Source organism: Streptomyces sp. NBC_00483 (assembly GCF_036013745.1).
In the GTDB taxonomy this organism is placed as follows: Bacteria; Actinomycetota; Actinomycetes; order Streptomycetales; family Streptomycetaceae; genus Streptomyces.
The window spans coordinates 4202444-4218097 of the sequence record NZ_CP107880.1 but is presented as its reverse complement, the minus strand read 5'-3'; the positions used below and the strand labels follow the sequence as shown (position 1 = coordinate 4218097).

The following is a 15654-nucleotide window of genomic DNA, read 5'->3' as shown; positions in this document are numbered from 1 at the left end:
TTTTAAGTGCGGCGCCTCCAAAGCCGGCCGTGGTCGAATGTTGTCCTTACTAGGCCTACCCGTTTTCCACACCGGGCCGCAAGTGCGTTCTGAGCCGAAATGTCCGAATTCTAGAGGTTGTTCGGGTGCCGATGCACAGCCTGAGGGCGTAGTGTTCGAGGGCGTCAATCGGCACGTCGAAGGCAGCGAGAGAGAGACGTCATGGACCGCGGGACAGTCGGCAGTGCGCATCGGGGCCGGCTTCTGGTCGAGGTGCGACAAGAGGGCACCAGTGCCGTCGTGACCCCGGCCGGTGAGTTGGATCACCATACGGCCGATCTGCTGCGCGAACCCCTGGATGAATGCCTCAGCAATGGACATTCCAGGCTGGTTATCGACTGCTCGCGCCTCGAATTCTGCGATTCGACGGGGTTGAACGTGCTGCTCGGGGCCCGGTTGAAGGCCGAGGCGGCCGGTGGTGGAGTGCACCTCGCGGGCATGCTTCCGGTGGTTGCCAGGGTGTTCGAGATCACCGGCGCGGAGGCCGTCTTCACGGTGCACGCGTCGCTCGACGAGGCCCTCGAGCCGGACCCCTCGGGCGACTGACCGGAACCGGGCGACTGCGTACTGTGGTCGACTGCAGAAGTTACGCTCCAGTTGTCGCTGTGTGATCTAGGCGTTACCAGCGTCACAGGAGCTGTTCTGAACAAGTGGGTGTTTCCGGCGTTCCCTCGGGCAGGAGACCCCCCGAACACGACTCCGACCCTGCGACCCCGATGACCCTCCGACCCCGATCCGCGACCCGGACTTCATGGCCGGGCAGTGGGCACTCGGACCCTGAACCCTGAATCCTGAAGCTGAATTGGTGAATCGGTGAGGTGAAGTGCTGATGAGCACCACCCGGCCTTACTCGCCGGGCGACCACGGCCCCGAGTCCGGTGAAGTACCGGTCGTCGCGGGTGCGCGGGTCCGCAGGCTGAGCCTCAGCGGCGCGAGCGGAATCGTGCCGCTCGCCCGCGACTTCACCCGCGAAGCGCTGCACGCCTGGGGATGGCTGCCGGCGGCGACCGCGGACCGTCGGGCCGCGGCGGAGGACGTGCTGCTCGTCGTCTCGGAACTCGTCACGAACGCGTGCCTGCACGCCGAGGGGCCCGACGAGATCATCCTGTACTTCGGCGACTCCCCGGCCAACAAGGTGCTGCGCATCGAGGTCACGGACCGCGGGGCGGGCCAGCCGGCGCCGCGCACCCCGCACCGGGCGGGACGGCCCGGCGGGCACGGCATGTTCATCGTCCAACGCCTCTGCCTGGACTGGGGAGTTGTCCGCACCCCGGGCGTCACGGGCAAGGTCGTGTGGGCGGAGGTCGGCGCCCCCGCGTAGCCCCATTTCGTGCGTTCTTGAGAGCACGTCGGATCGACTTCGATCCGGCGTGCTCTTTGTCTTCCCTCGGCAAGGTCCCCGGCGTACCTTGAGCCACCCAGATCTGATGATCCGTCAGTAACCTTCGGTTTGAAGGGACTTCGAGGTGACGTACCGGACGTACCAGAAGCGAACCGCCGCGTTCGCGCTCAGCGCGGCCCTGGCGGGCTCGGCGGTGCTGATGGCCGCCCCCACCGCCTCGGCCACGGTGCAGAGCGTGAACTACCAGTGCAAGACGCCGATCGGGAACAAGGGAGCCGTCTCCCCGATCGACATCAAGAGCGCCAAGAGCGGCAGCGGCTACAAGGTCACGATGTCCTTCCAGAAGGGCGTCTCGTCCAGCCCCGTCGAGCTCGGCAAGGGCGCCATGCACCCGAGCGCGGTGATCAAGGTGGGCGGCGCGGACAGCGGCCAGTTCACGGCGACCGGGCCGCCGAACGACAAGGCGATCCCCGCCAACTCCCCGATCAAGATCAGTGACTTGACGGGTACGTACACGCCGAAGAAGAGCGGCAAGGTGAACTTCACCGCCGGCGTCCTCACCATCAAGGCGCTCGGCACGAACACCACGTGTACGCCGTCCAACAGTCCGAAGCCGTCGCTTGAGATGGACGTGAAGGCGGCCGCGGGTGGCGGCGGGGCCGCGGATTCGGGCTCGTCGGCGTCGGCGCCGTCCGGCGGCGGGGAGCTGCCGCAGACCGGGCCGGAGGATTCGGCGATCGCGCTCGGCACGCTTGGCGGGACGGTGTTCCTGGCCGGAGCGGCGGGGGTGCTGTGGTTGACGCGGCGTCATCAGGCGGCGTCCCGTTAAGGGGGCGTGAGTAGCTGCGATGACGTTGCGCTCGTCGATGCGAGGTAGGGCCCCGCGGTGTTACGGCCGCGGGGCTCTGCCCCGGACCCCGCTGCTCAATCGCCGCAGGGGCTTGAAAGATCTGCTCAGTCGCCGCAGGGGCTTGATTGTTGTCGCCGCGGCTCTCCTCATGGGGGGCCTCTCGGTCCCGGTCGCCGCGGCCGGACCCGGCTGGACCGTTGCGCCCTCCTCTGCCGGGGGGACCCGGCCCGCCGATGATGACGGGCGGGCGTACATCTACGCCGAGGGGACTCCGGGGTCTGTGCTGGAGGACAAGGTGGCGGTCGCGAATCCGGGGGACAAGCCGCTGAAGGTCTCCCTGCGGGGGGCCGACGCCGACAATACGGGCGACGGTGCGCTGGATGTCCGTAAGAAGGCCACGGACACCGGGGCCTGGATCCGGTTCGCCGAGAAGACCGTGAAGATCCCGGCGCGCACCCGCGCCGAGGTCCCCTTCACGGTGTCCGTGCCCGCGGGCGCGACCCCCGGCGACCATCCGGGCGCCGTCGTGGCACGGGCGGGCGGGCGCGACGCCGGGGTCAGTGTCCATCTGCGGGTCAGCGGCCCCACGCTGTCCGCGCTCACGGTCGAGAACGTACGGGTGCACAAGGGCGCCATCGCCTACGACGTGGTGAACCGCGGCAACACGACGCTCTCGCCGCGCCTCGCGGTGAAGGCCGACGGTGTGCTCGGCGCCGCCCTCGACAGGAGCCGGGCCCTGCCGGTGCAGCTGCTGCCGGGCCGCAGGGTTAGCCTCACCGAACCGTGGAAGAACGCCCCGGCGCTCGACGCCGTCGACGTGAAGGTGACGGTCACCGCGGGAGGCGGCGCGGCGGACTCGGCCACGGCGAGCGCCCGGTTCGTGCCGTGGGCGGCGGTCGGCGGGATCCTCGCCGTGCTGGCGGGGGCGGGGTGCGCCGCCTACTGGTACCTGCGCCGCCGACGGCCCTCCTGGCCCGTACCGCCGCACCTGCTCCGACTGCTCCGCCGACAAGGGAACGTAAGGAGTGCGCCATGAACCGCCGCAGCTCGCGGCTGCTGACCGTCCTCGCCCTCGTGGCGGCCCTGCTCGCGGGCACCGCGCCCTGGGCGGCCGCCGCCTCCGCAGCCGCCGACAAGCCGTCCGTGACCCTCTCCAAGTCCCAGGCGGGGACCGGGGGTTCGATCACCGTGAAGGGTGCGGGCTGGCGGCCCGACACGCTGCTGATGATGCTGATCTGCGGGCAGTCCAGCCCGTCGCGCGGCGTCATCGGCGGCACCAACTCCTGCGCCAACTCCGAGGGCCGCGCGGTCACCACCGACACGAAGGGGGCGTTCAGCAAGTCGCTCCCGGTCGCCGAGCCGCCGAATCCGTGCCCGTGCGTCGTCCATGTCGCCACGGTGACCGGGCAGAAGGCGCAGGCGGACGCCGTGTTCCAGGTGGCCGGGCATCCGGTGAAGGCGCTGCCGAAGACGTCCGGCAGCGGACAGCTGTCCATGGTGGCCGACACCCGGCTCGACGGGTCCAGCGGCCTGCTGACCTGGTTCGGTGCCCCGCCGTCGCGGTCCTTCACGTTCACCGTGGGCAACGTCGGCTCGACCCCGGTCAAGAATCCCATCTTCCAAGTCGGCACCTCCCACGGCGTGTTCGCGCCGCAATGGGAGGACCAACAGTGGCGCGGCACGATCAAGCCGGGGCAGAAGGCACAGGTCGAGCTGCCCGTCGAACTGTCGGCGGGCGCGCACGGCGACTATCTCGTCTCGCTCAAATACGGCGGGAAGGTGCTGGCCGAACAGCCCTGGGGCGTGGGACGCCCCTGGGGCGTCACCCTCTTCTGGATCCTGCTCTGCATCGTCGTGCCGGCCGCCGTCTTCCGGATCGGCATGGCGGTCGTGGACCGCGTACGGCCGCGCGATCGCCGGTCGAGGTCCAGGGGGCCGCGGGCGTCCAACGGGGCGGGCGGGCGCACCGTACGGCTTCCGAAGGTGCGGCTGCCGCAGCAGAAACCGAAGCGGCCGACGCCCGCCGACGCGCCCACCGGTCCGGCCGGCACCACACAGACCACGACCCTGCCCTGGTTCACCCCGGACACCGGTCCCACCGGTCCGGAGCGGCCCGAGGCCGGTCAGCTCTCCGCACCGCACGAGAACAGTCCGACGACGAAAGGAAATACGTGAGCACCCAACGGAGAGTGAGCGCGGCCGGTGTCGCCCTGATGCTCGGCGGGGCGGGTCTGCTGTTCGTGGCAGCTCCCGCGCAGGCCGCCGAGAGCTCGTACAAGACGGAGTGCATACCGCCCTCGATCTCCGGGCTCGACCCGGTGCAGGGCACCACCATCACGCAGATCACGGCGCCCGCCGAGGCGAAGGTCGGCGACACCATCGATGTGACCTGGAAGTTCATCCAGGGCGCGTCGAAGAACCCGGACGTCCTCGACCTCAGCGAGAACACCGTCCAGCCCACCGGCACGCTCAAGGCGGCCGGCGCGCAGACCGGTGACATCGCCATGGAGGGGCCGCGCGAGAACCCCGCGATCCCCAAGAACAGCCCGATGAAGCTGTCCACGATGAAGGGCAAGCTGAAGCTGGAGAAGCCGGGCGAGCTGAAGCTGACCCCGGACAAGTACAACATCAACGTCAGCAAGCCGATGTCGACGGACACCAAGTGCTCTCCGAAGGAGGCCGTGGATCCCGGCGCGGTCATCAAGGTCCTTGAGGGCGCCGGAAGTTCGGGCGGTTCGAGCGGATCGGGTGGCGCCATCGGCGGCCTTCCGGGCACCTCGACGGGCACCTCGACGGGTGGCTCGTCGAGTTCCGGTGGCGGCGACGCGGGCGGGTCCGGGGACTCGGGCGGCTCCTCCACAGGCGGCGGCGACAGCGGCAAGAGCGACTTCACCGGCAAGGAGGTCAGCGTCCCCTACGCCTGCAAGACGCCCATCGGCGACAAGAGCGCCACGTCTCCGGTGCAGATCAACGCCAAGAAGGACGGCGGGAACTTCGGCCTCACGGTGAAGTTCAAGAAGTCCGTGATGGACAGTCCGGCCGACATCCCGGCCGACTCGGTGAAGCCGTCGATGGCGGTCAAGCTGGGCGGCTCCGACAAGGGCACGGTCTCCGTCGAGGGCCCGACCAACAAGAAGGCCTTCAAGTCCGGCGACCCGATCGAGATCCCGGACCTGACCGGCACGTACAAGCCGGGCGCCGACGGCAAGTCGACGCTCTCGCCGGGCGTCCTCACGGTGAAGGCGCTGGGCACGACCACCACCTGCACGCCGAAGAGCGCTCCGGTCTCCCTGGAGCTCGACACGTCGAAGCAGGCGGGCGGCGCGGCCGGCGGCACGGGTTCGGCGGGCGGCGCGGGTGACGCGGCGGCCGGCGGCTCCGCGGCAACCGGCGGCGGCCTCGCCGAAACCGGCTCCTCCAACGACGGCGCCCTCCGCGCCCTCGGCCTGGCGGCCGGCACGGTGATCCTCCTGGGCGGCGCGGTCTTCACGTTCCTGCCACGGGCACGCCGGGTGGTCCGCCGATAGCCCCATCGGACCCCGGCAATTCAAGCCCCTGCAGGGGGCACCTCCCAGCGGTAGCTGGGGGAGATTGAGCAGCGGGGTCCGGGGCAGAGCCCCGAGGCTGGGCGCCGGGGACCGCCCCGTGCGTCGGAGCACACACAGAAGGGGCCGGCCTGCACCGAAACGGTGCGGACCGGCCCCTTCACGTAGCCGAGCGGAGCGCTAGTGCACGCCCGCCATCAGCGGCTTGACCTTCCGGCGGAACATGAAGACCGCGACGCCCGCGAGGACGGCGAGGGCGCCCTGGGAGGCGAACCACCACTCGGTGTCGGTCGGCGCGCCGATCAGCTGGAGCAGGGCGATGACCGAGTCGCCGGCGGTGACGGCGAGGAACCAGACACCCATCATCTGCGAGCCGTACTTCTCCGGCGCCAGCTTCGTGGTGAGGGAGAGGCCGACCGGGGAGAGCGTCAGCTCACCGATGGTCTGGATCAGGTAGACCGAGCACAGCCACAGCGGCGTGACCTTGGCGTCGCCGGAGGCCGCGGTCTGGGCGAGCATCATCACGAAGAAGGAGATACCGATCAGGAAGACGCCGTTGGCGAACTTCGAGATGGTGCTGGGCTCCTTGCCGCGCTTGTTGAGCCAGATCCACAGCCAGGCGGCGACCGGCGCGAGCGCCATGACGTACAGCGGGTTCAGGGACTGGAACCAGCTGGACGGGAATTCGAAGCCGAACAGCGTGTTGGTGGTGTCGTTCTGCGCGAACAGGGTCAGCGTGGAACCGGTCTGGTCGTAGATGCCCCAGAACACGGCGGCCACGACGAAGAACCAGATGTACGCGGAGACACGGGACTGCTCGGTGTCGGACAGCTCGCGGTCGCGCTTCATCTTGACCAGGTACCAGATGGGCAGGACCAGGCCGAGGATGGTGAGCGGCCACAGCATCCAGTTCACGGTCAGCAGGCCACCGGCGCCGGCGGCGGCGTAGACCACGAGGGCGATGGCGGCCCAGATCGCGGACTTCTTCCACAGCACGCGCTTCTCGTCGTCGCTCATCGGCGACGGGACGACGGTGGACTCGTCCGACAGGTAGCGGAAGCCGAACAGGAAGCAGACCAGGCCGAGCGCCATGCCGACACCGGCCATCGCGAAGCCGAGGTGCCAGTTGACCTTCTGGCCGACCGTGCCGATCGTCAGCGGCGCGAAGAAGGCGCCGACGTTGATCGCGATGTAGAAGATCGAGAAGCCGCCGTCACGACGCGGGTCGTTCTTCTCCGGGTACAGGTGGCCGACCATCGTGGAGATGTTGGCCTTGAGCAGACCCGAACCGGCGGCGATCAGACCGAGGCCGAGGTAGAACGAACCGGCCCAGGGCAGCGCCAGCGTGAAGTGGCCGACCATGATGATGCCCGCGCCCACCGCGGTCGTCTTGCGCGGACCCCAGACGCGGTCGCCGAGCCAGCCGCCCGGCAGGGCGAGCAGGTACACAAGGGCGTTGTAGACGGAGTAGATCGCCGTCGCCGTGGCGATGTCGAGGCCGAGGCCACCGTCGATCACACCGGCCGACAGGTACAGCACGAGAAGCGCGCGCATCCCGTAGAAGCTGTAGCGCTCCCACATCTCCGTCAGAAACAGAAAGGCCAGGCCGCGAGGGTGGCCAAGGAAGGTCTTCTCACCGGCGCCGGGCGCGGTGGCTTCCTTCGTCAGGCTGGACGCCATGGGGGTTCCTTGCTCGCTCGGGACGCTGCACCTTCGTGGGGAGCGGGCGCCCGCGTGGGGGAGGCCGGCACCGAAACCCGCCGATGCGGCGGGCCCGAGATCCACACCCCGGCGCGCTTCCTTACACGCGGGGCCCGGCCACAGGTCATTCCTAAAAATGCTGACTGACGTCAGCTCACACAAGAAAGGGACCTTGGGTGCGCAGTGCGCTCCAAAGGTCCCCCAGTAGTGCATCAGGCGTTGAATCACCTTACGAACGACTCAGTGGTATATGGAAGGACTTGAGAGATGGATCACAGGCCTTCACGGAACCACCGGCGCTGTTTCAAAGGTCATCCCCACGATGGCACCCGGACACCGCAGGGCGCGAGCCCGGAGGCCAAAATTCCGTTAGGCACGGGAAGCCGCAGTGGCGGATCACCCCACGGGCGTCGTCCGCCGCGGACTACCATCACCTCATGACCCGTGTACTGCTCGCCGAGGACGACGCGTCCATCTCGGAGCCGCTGGCCCGCGCCCTGCGCCGCGAGGGTTACGAGGTGGAAGTGCGCGAGGACGGCCCGACCGCCCTCGACGCCGGACTGCAGGGAAGCATCGACCTCGTCGTGCTCGACCTCGGACTGCCGGGAATGGACGGCCTCGAGGTGGCCCGCAGAATGCGCGCCGAGGGGCACACGGTGCCGGTCCTGATCCTCACCGCCCGCGCGGACGAGGTGGACACGGTCGTCGGCCTCGACGCCGGCGCCGACGACTACGTGACCAAGCCCTTCCGCCTCGCCGAGCTGCTCGCCCGCGTCCGGGCCCTGCTCCGGCGCGGCGCCACCGAGCCCGTCCAGGCCCCGGCCACGCACGGCGTCCGGATCGACGTCGAGTCGCACCGCGCGTGGATGGGCGAGGAGGAACTCCAGCTCACCGCCAAGGAGTTCGACCTCCTGCGGGTCCTCGTACGGGACGCGGGCCGCGTGGTCACCCGCGACCAGCTGATGCGCGAGGTCTGGGACACGACGTGGTGGTCGTCGACCAAGACACTCGACATGCACATCTCGTGGCTGCGGAAGAAGCTGGGCGACGACGCGGCGAATCCGCGCTACATCGCAACGGTCCGCGGCGTGGGCTTCAGGTTCGAGAAAAGCTGATCCGGATAAGCCCCTGCGGCGATTGAGCAGCGGGGTCCGGGGCGGAGCCCCGAGTCCCTAACCCCGGTGCCGCGCACCAATCCGGGACACTAAGAACATGCGCCGCCGCCTGATCAACTCCACCCTCGCCGTCGTCCTGGTCGTGATCGCCGTCTTCGGCGTCTCCCTGGTCATCGTGGAGACCCGAACCATCACCAACAGCGCCCAGGAACGCGTGGAGTCGGAGGCCGTCCGCCTCGCCTCCATCGTGGACAGCAGAATCCTCAGCGAGGAACAGATCACCGGCAGCATCCTCAAGGACCAGGTCGCAGGGGAGCGCTACGCCGAGATCGACATGCCCGGCCGCCAGCCGCTCACCATCGGCACGGAACCCGTAGGCGAGGTCATCTCCTACACGGCGACGGGCGAGCAGGGCGAGAAGGTCACCGTCGAGGAGGCCCGCTCGGCCGTCACCACGGAGGTCGGCCGCACGCTCCTGATCATCGCGGGCGTGGCCCTCCTCGCGATCGTCGCCGCCGTGCTGCTCGCCGTACGCCAGGCGAACCGCCTCGCGTCCCCGCTCACCGACCTCGCCTCAACGGCGGAACGCCTCGGGTCCGGCGACCCGCGCCCCCGGCACAAGCGCTACGGCGTCCCGGAGCTGGACCGCGTCGCCGACGTCCTCGACGGCTCGGCCGAGCGCATCGCCCGCATGCTGACGGCCGAGCGGCGCCTCGCGGCCGACGCCTCGCACCAGCTGCGTACGCCCCTCACGGCGCTCTCCATGCGCCTGGAGGAGATCACCATGACCGAGGACCTCGACGAGGTGAAGGAGGAGGCGACGATCGCGCTCGCGCAGGTCGAGCGGCTCACCGACGTCGTCGAGCGGCTGCTCACCAACTCCCGTGACCCGCGCACCGGATCCGCCGTCCCCTTCGACCTGGACGAGGTGATCAAGCAGCAGCTGGAGGAGTGGCGGCCCGCCTACCGCAGCGCCGGACGCGCGATCGTCTCCTCCGGCAAGCGCCACCTCACGGCGGTCGGCACCCCGGGCGCGGTGGCCCAGGTGCTCGCCGCGCTGATCGAGAACTCGCTGATGCACGGTGGCGGCACGGTCGCCCTCCGTACCCGCGTCACCGGCAGCCAGGCCATCGTCGAGGTCACGGACGAGGGCCCCGGTGTCCCGCCGGAGCTGGGCTCGCGGATCTTCGAGCGGACCATCAGTGGCCGGAATTCGACGGGCATCGGCCTCGCCGTCGCCCGCGACCTGGCGGAGGCCGACGGCGGCCGCCTCGAAATGCTCCAGACCACCCCGCCGGTCTTCGGCCTGTTCCTCTCCCGTACGCCACTGAAGAAGGCGTCGGGCGAGGCCGAGGACGAGGGCCAGATGATCAGGTAGATCAGGTGGATCAGAGAGCGGTCACTGGATCAGGCAGCCGCGGTCACTTCACGCGCTGCACCGGCGGCGCGGGCGACTCGCCAAGGAACGATTCCGCGCTGGCCACGGCCTCCCTCGCGGGCAGCGTCTTGAACACCCACGTCCGATACGACCAGAACCGGAACAGGGTCGCGAGCCCCATGCCGAGGAACTTGAAGATGTTGCTCTGCAACGAGCTGTTCCAGCCGAACCCGTACGTCGCCGCGTACAGGACACCGTTCTCGATGATCAGGCCCGCCGCGCTGAACAGCAGGAACAGCGTGAGTTCCTTGGTCCGCCCGCTCTTGTCGCGGTCGCGGTACGTGAAGTAGCGGAACCCCACGTAGTTGAAGGCGATGGCGACGACCGTCGCGATCACGCTGGCCCGCACCACCTGGAGGTCGGTGCTGTGCCGCATGAGGTTGAAGACGGCGAAGTTCACGAGGACGCCCAGGGCGCCGACGACACCGAACTTCGCGACCTCACGGGCCACGCCCGCGAGCCGCTGTCGCAGTGCGCCGATGCGGCCGGTACGTCCGGTGATACCCATGTAGTCGCCTCAGCCCCCGTGGTTTCCTGATCTGGGCCGGTCCGTCCGGTCATGACCGACCCAGCCATGCTAACCGGGGCCCCTCCCGGACGTCGGGGGACGGTGACGATGGCCGTACCTCGCCCCTTCCTTGTCCTTTCCTACAGGACGAGGTGCGTACGAGATCCGGTCAAATGGCCGATACCCTGGACCGGTGACGTTCCCCGTAGTCGGCATGGTCGGCGGTGGACAGCTCGCTCGTATGACACACGAGGCAGGCATCCCGCTCGGCATCAGGTTCAAGCTCCTCAGTGACACCCCGCAGGATTCCGCGGCGCAGGTCGTCGGTGATGTCGTCGTCGGCGACTACCGCGACCTGGACACGCTGCGCGAGTTCGCGCGGGGCTGTGACGTGATCACCTTCGATCACGAGCACGTACCGACAGAGCACCTACGGGCCCTGGAGGCGGACGGCATCCCCGTCCGACCGGGGCCCGACGCGCTGCTGTACGCCCAGGACAAGGGCGAGATGCGCGCGAAGCTCACGTCGCTCGACGTGCCGTGCCCGCGCCACCGCATCGTGCGGGACCCGGCCGATGCGGTCGCGTTCGCCGAGGAGGGCGAGGGTTTCCCCGTCATCCTCAAGACGGTGCGCGGCGGCTACGACGGCAAGGGCGTGTGGTTCGTACGCTCCGAGGCCGACGCCGCCGACCCGTTCAAGGCGGGCGTGCCGGTCCTCGCCGAGGAGAAGGTCGACTTCGTACGGGAGCTGGCGGCCAACGTCGTCCGCTCCCCGCACGGCCAGGCGGTCGCGTACCCGGTCGTCGAGTCCCAGCAGGTCGACGGCGTCTGCGACACGGTGATCGCGCCGGCCCCCGAGCTCGACGAGTCCCTCGCCGGCGAGGCGCAGGAGCTGGCGCTGCGCGTCGCGCAGGAGCTCGGCGTGGTCGGCCACCTCGCGGTCGAGCTCTTCGAGACCCGCGACGGCCGCATCCTGGTCAACGAACTCGCGATGCGCCCGCACAATTCCGGCCACTGGACGATGGACGGGGCGGTGACGTCCCAGTTCGCGAACCACGTGCGCGCCGTCCTCGATCTGCCGCTCGGCGACCCGCGCCCGCGCGCGACATGGACGGTCATGTGCAACGTCCTGGGCGGCGACTACCCGGACATGTACAGCGCGTATCTGCACTGCATGGCCCGCGACCCGCAGCTCAAGATCCACATGTACGGCAAGGACGTGAAGCCCGGCCGCAAGGTCGGTCACGTCAACACCTACGGCGACGACCTGGACGACGTGTTGGACCGCGCCCGTCACGCAGCCGGCTACCTGAGGGGCACGATCACCGAATGAGCAGCACGACCCGCACGTCCCCCGTCGTCGGCATCGTCATGGGCTCGGACTCCGACTGGCCCGTCATGGAGGCCGCGGCGAAGGCCCTCGACGAGTTCGAGATCCCCTACGAGGTCGACGTCGTCTCCGCGCACCGGATGCCGCACGAGATGATCTCGTACGGGGAGCAGGCCGCCGAGCGCGGCCTCAAGGCGATCATCGCGGGCGCGGGCGGTGCGGCCCACCTGCCCGGCATGCTGGCGTCGGTGACGCCGCTGCCGGTGATCGGCGTGCCGGTCCCGCTGAAGTACCTCGACGGCATGGACTCCCTGCTGTCCATCGTGCAGATGCCGGCGGGCGTCCCCGTCGCCACGGTCTCGGTCGGCGGCGCGCGCAACGCGGGCCTGCTCGCGGCCCGCATCCTAGCCGCCCACGACGAGGAACTCCTCGGCCGCATGCGGGACTTCCAGCAGGAGCTCAACGACCAGGCGACCGAGAAGGGCAAGCGGCTGCGGGCCAAGGTCGAGGGCTCGGGCACGGGCTTCGGCTTCGGGAAGTGAGCGCGCGCATGAGTACCCCTCTTGAGGAAGCCCGCTCGCTGCTCGCCGAGTTCCCGGTCGTCGACGGGCACAACGACCTGCCGTGGGCGCTGCGCGAGCAGGTCACGTACGACATCGACGCGCGCGACATCGCCACCGACCAGAGCGCCCATCTCCACACGGACCTGGGCCGGTTGAAAGCCGGCGGCGTCGGCGCGCAGTTCTGGTCCGTGTACGTCCGTACGGACCTGTCGGGCGACGCGGCGGTCAGCGCCACGCTCGAACAGATCGACTGCGTCGACCAGTTGATCGCCCGGTACGCGGGTGAGTTGCGCGAGGCGCGGACCGCGGCCGACATGGAAGCGGCGCGGACCGAGGGTCGCATCGCCTCGCTCAAGGGCGCCGAGGGCGGCCACTCCATCAACAACTCCCTTGCCACGCTACGGGCGTTGTACGCGCTGGGCGTCCGCTACATGACACTCACGCACAACGACAACATCGCGTGGGCGGACTCGGCGACGGACGAGCCCGGCGTCGGCGGCCTCTCGGCCTTCGGCCGCGAGGTGGTCCGCGAGATGAACCGCGAGGGCATGCTGGTCGACCTCTCGCACGTCGCGGCGACGACGATGCGCGCGGCGCTGGACGTGTCCGAGGCACCCGTGATCTTCTCCCACTCCTCGTCGCGGGCGGTGTGCGACCACCCCCGCAACATCCCTGACGACGTACTGGAGCGGTTGGCGGGGAACGGGGGAGTGGCCATGGCCACCTTCGTCCCCAAGTTCGTGCTGCAGGCGGCCGTCGACTGGACCGCGGCCGCGGACGACAACCTCCGCTCCCACGGCTTCCACCACCTGGACACGTCCCCGGAGGCGATGAAGCTGCACCGCGCCTTCGAGGAGGCGCGCCCGCGGCCGGTGGCCACGGTGTCCACGGTGGCGGACCACCTCGACCACATGCGCGAAGTGGCCGGCGTCGACCACATCGGCATCGGCGGCGACTACGACGGCACGGCGTTCACACCGGACGGCCTCGACGACGTCTCCGGCTACCCGAACCTCATCGCGGAGCTGGTCGACCGGGGCTGGTCCCGCGACGACCTCTCCAAGCTGACGTGGCGCAACGCGGTGCGGGTGCTGGGTGACGCGGAGTCGGTTGCGGCCGACCTCCGGTCCCGCAGGGGCCCGTCGAACGCGACGCTGTCGCAGCTGGACGGGTAGCGGGCGGCTCGGACCGGGTGGGGTGGTTGCGGTGCCCCCGGCTCGCTCGGCTTGCCTCGCCCACCTCCCACCACCCGCCCCCTCCGGGGGCTGCGGTTGGGCGCTTCCCGGCGCTGATTCGCGCTGCCTGCGCCGGGGTTGAGCCCTGGGGCTACGCCCCCAGCCCCAGCCCCGCCGCCCCTGCCTCGGACGAGCAGCCACCGGCATGGTTCAGCCCCAGTCCATGGCGTCGACTGCCGCCCCGCATCGGGTAGTCCGCCGCCGGACGTGACTTCCCCACCCGAGACGGCAGGGCCTGCCACGCCTTGGGCAATCTGCCTTTCCCAAGCTTTCCGACCGGCTCCGGCAGGTGCGACCCCATCGGACGGCAGGGTGGGCACGTCCGCCCCCGGCGCCCCGCGCCCATCGCCTCCGGCGCCGTCCCGCAACGCTTCGAACCCCGCCGCCGCGCGGCTGTTGCGGCGGGCGCCGCGACGCGTCCGGCGCCGGGGCCCGTTGGGCCGCCGCCCCGCCTATCTCCCACCCACCCCCTCCGCGGGGTGGTGCAGCGGATCGTGCGGATGGCGTGGGGTGCCGCCCCCGGCAAAGCTCGGGGCCCCGGTGCCGCGCACGAGTACGCAGGTCGGGGCCCGGTGCCGCGCACGAGTACGCAGGTCGGGACCCCGGCTCCCCGGACCAGAGACCCCCGGCCCCGCCCAACCACACCCCCGCCCACCCGAACGGCACCGCTCACCGAGACCCCGCCCGCACCCCGTGCAACGGTGGTCCGAACGACTGTCCCACCGACGTCCGGAGCCCTGCCATGGCAGACCTACAGGACGAACTCACCGCCCCCGCCGAGGCAGGCGACCTGGAAGCCGCGAGGCCCGCCACCGCCGACCTCGCAAGACCCACGCCCGCAGGCCACGCCCCGGCCGACGCGGGCAACACGGGCAACACGGGCAACGCCCCAACCCCCGCCGATCCCACACCGGCGGCCCCGACCCCCGCGGACCCCACCCCACCCCACGACCTCCTCACCCGCCACCCCGTGGCCGACGGATACTGCGGTCTCCCGCAGGTCCTGCGGACTCTGCCCTGGTACGACCTGGAGCTGGGCGAGAGTGCCGTGGAGGCCGATCTGCCGAGGCTGCGCGCAGGCGGCACCGGCGCGCAGCTGTGGGCACCCCACGTAGCCCCGGACGCCCCGGTCGCCACGACGCTGGAGCAGATCGACCTGATCACCAACGTCGTCGCCCGCCACCCGGAGGACCTCCGCCTCTCCCGCTCCGCCTCGGACACCGCCGACGCCCGCGCCCACGGCCGTATCGCCGTCCTCATCGGCCCGGCCCCGGCCATGGCGGCGGCGGACTCGCTCGGCACGCTGCGCTCCCTGCACGCCCTCGGCCTGCGCGCCCTCACGCTGAGCGGCACGTCATGGGCGTCGGACGCCGGCCTGACCCGGTTCGGCGAAGAGGTCGTACGGGAGATGAACCGGCTCGGCATGCTCATCGACCTCACCGGCGCCTCCGCCGCGACCGCCACCCGCGTCCTCGCCGTCTCCAAGGCCCCGGTCGCCCTGACACGCTCCGGTGCCCACGCCCTGAACCACCACCCCGACAACGCCCCGGACGACCTCCTCGCCGCACTCGGCGAGGGCGGGGGACTGTGCCTGGTGCCGTGCTCCGCGGACCGTACGGGCCCCGCCCTGCGCGACGTGGCCGACCACGTCGACCATGTGCGGCGCCTCGCGGGCCCCGAGGCGGTCGGCCTGTCGGGGACGTACGACACCGGGGAGGCGCGCCCCGAGGACCTCACCGACGTCGCCGGCTACCCGGCCCTGATCGCGGAACTCCAGGACCGCGGCTGGACCGACGCCGACCTCGCCCTGCTCACCTGGGGCAACGCCCAACGGGTGCTGCGCAGCACGGAGTTCGTCTCCCGCGCCGCGCAACACCGCCGCGGCCCGTCGACCGCCACCCACGAACCCTGACGCCCTAGTCGGCCTCCGGCCGGATCAAGCAGAACGGATGCCCCGCCGGATCCGCGTACACCCGGAAGTCACGCGC

At 70.4% G+C, this 15654-nt stretch carries 14 protein-coding genes; 12 read left to right on the top strand and 2 right to left on the bottom strand.

Annotation, left to right across the window (positions count from 1 at the left end):
• The first annotated feature begins 201 nt into the window (after positions 1-201).
• The 6 genes from OHA73_RS18580 to OHA73_RS18555 all read left to right on the top strand — a co-directional run bounded on the left by OHA73_RS18580 (position 202) and on the right by OHA73_RS18555 (position 5758).
• Positions 202-585 (top strand): STAS domain-containing protein, encoded by a 384-nt coding sequence (locus tag OHA73_RS18580; protein WP_267070206.1) that lies wholly within the window; start codon positions 202-204, stop codon positions 583-585.
• Positions 586-868: 283 nt separating this feature from the next.
• The gene (locus tag OHA73_RS18575; RefSeq protein WP_266710976.1) at positions 869-1360 is read left to right on the top strand and encodes an ATP-binding protein; all 492 of its coding nucleotides are present in this window, start codon (positions 869-871) and stop codon (positions 1358-1360) included.
• Positions 1361-1505: 145 nt separating this feature from the next.
• The gene (locus OHA73_RS18570; RefSeq protein ID WP_327655583.1) at positions 1506-2210 is read left to right on the top strand and encodes an LPXTG cell wall anchor domain-containing protein; all 705 of its coding nucleotides are present in this window, start codon (positions 1506-1508) and stop codon (positions 2208-2210) included.
• A gap of 169 nt (positions 2211-2379) precedes the next feature.
• Positions 2380-3267 (top strand): COG1470 family protein, encoded by an 888-nt coding sequence (locus OHA73_RS18565; RefSeq protein WP_327655582.1) that lies wholly within the window; start codon positions 2380-2382, stop codon positions 3265-3267.
• A complete protein-coding gene (locus OHA73_RS18560) occupies positions 3264-4406 on the top strand; it encodes a hypothetical protein (protein WP_327655581.1) in 1143 nt (380 codons plus the stop codon). The genes OHA73_RS18565 and OHA73_RS18560 overlap by 4 nt, the downstream gene beginning before the upstream one ends.
• 38 nt (positions 4407-4444) lie before the next feature.
• Positions 4445-5758, top strand: a complete 1314-nt coding sequence (locus OHA73_RS18555) for a hypothetical protein (RefSeq protein ID WP_327658484.1) — start codon at positions 4445-4447, stop codon at positions 5756-5758.
• 198 nt (positions 5759-5956) lie between these two features.
• Here OHA73_RS18555 and OHA73_RS18550 read toward each other — a convergent pair whose 3' ends face one another.
• Positions 5957-7456 (bottom strand): peptide MFS transporter, encoded by a 1500-nt coding sequence (locus OHA73_RS18550; RefSeq protein ID WP_266710972.1) that lies wholly within the window; start codon positions 7454-7456, stop codon positions 5957-5959.
• Positions 7457-7914: 458 nt separating this feature from the next.
• On the opposite strand from OHA73_RS18550, the gene OHA73_RS18545 reads away from it, so the two are divergent.
• Both OHA73_RS18545 and OHA73_RS18540 read left to right on the top strand, forming a co-directional pair.
• Positions 7915-8592, top strand: a complete 678-nt coding sequence (locus tag OHA73_RS18545; protein WP_266710971.1) for a response regulator transcription factor — start codon at positions 7915-7917, stop codon at positions 8590-8592.
• A gap of 97 nt (positions 8593-8689) precedes the next feature.
• The gene (locus OHA73_RS18540) at positions 8690-9970 is read left to right on the top strand and encodes an ATP-binding protein (RefSeq protein WP_327655580.1); all 1281 of its coding nucleotides are present in this window, start codon (positions 8690-8692) and stop codon (positions 9968-9970) included.
• Between the two features lie 43 nt (positions 9971-10013).
• On the opposite strand, the gene OHA73_RS18535 is transcribed toward OHA73_RS18540, so the two are convergent.
• Positions 10014-10538, bottom strand: coding sequence for a GtrA family protein (locus OHA73_RS18535; protein ID WP_327655579.1), 525 nt, complete (start codon positions 10536-10538; stop codon positions 10014-10016).
• Positions 10539-10668: 130 nt separating this feature from the next.
• Here OHA73_RS18535 and OHA73_RS18530 point away from each other — a divergent pair, with 130 nt between their 5' ends.
• The 4 genes from OHA73_RS18530 (at position 10669) to OHA73_RS18515 (ending at position 15578) form a co-directional block, all read left to right on the top strand.
• Positions 10669-11871 (top strand): 5-(carboxyamino)imidazole ribonucleotide synthase, encoded by a 1203-nt coding sequence (locus OHA73_RS18530; protein WP_443063093.1) that lies wholly within the window; start codon positions 10669-10671, stop codon positions 11869-11871.
• Positions 11868-12410 carry a 5-(carboxyamino)imidazole ribonucleotide mutase gene (purE, locus tag OHA73_RS18525; RefSeq protein ID WP_267070209.1) on the top strand — a complete coding sequence of 181 codons (543 nt, stop codon included), beginning with the start codon at positions 11868-11870 and terminating at the stop codon, positions 12408-12410. Before OHA73_RS18530 ends, purE begins: the two co-directional genes overlap by 4 nt.
• A gap of 8 nt (positions 12411-12418) precedes the next feature.
• The gene (locus tag OHA73_RS18520; RefSeq protein WP_327655578.1) at positions 12419-13606 is read left to right on the top strand and encodes a dipeptidase; all 1188 of its coding nucleotides are present in this window, start codon (positions 12419-12421) and stop codon (positions 13604-13606) included.
• Between the two features lie 802 nt (positions 13607-14408).
• Complete coding sequence (locus tag OHA73_RS18515; protein ID WP_327655577.1) at positions 14409-15578, top strand: dipeptidase; 1170 nt, start codon at positions 14409-14411, stop codon at positions 15576-15578.
• Positions 15579-15654 lie beyond the last annotated feature (76 nt).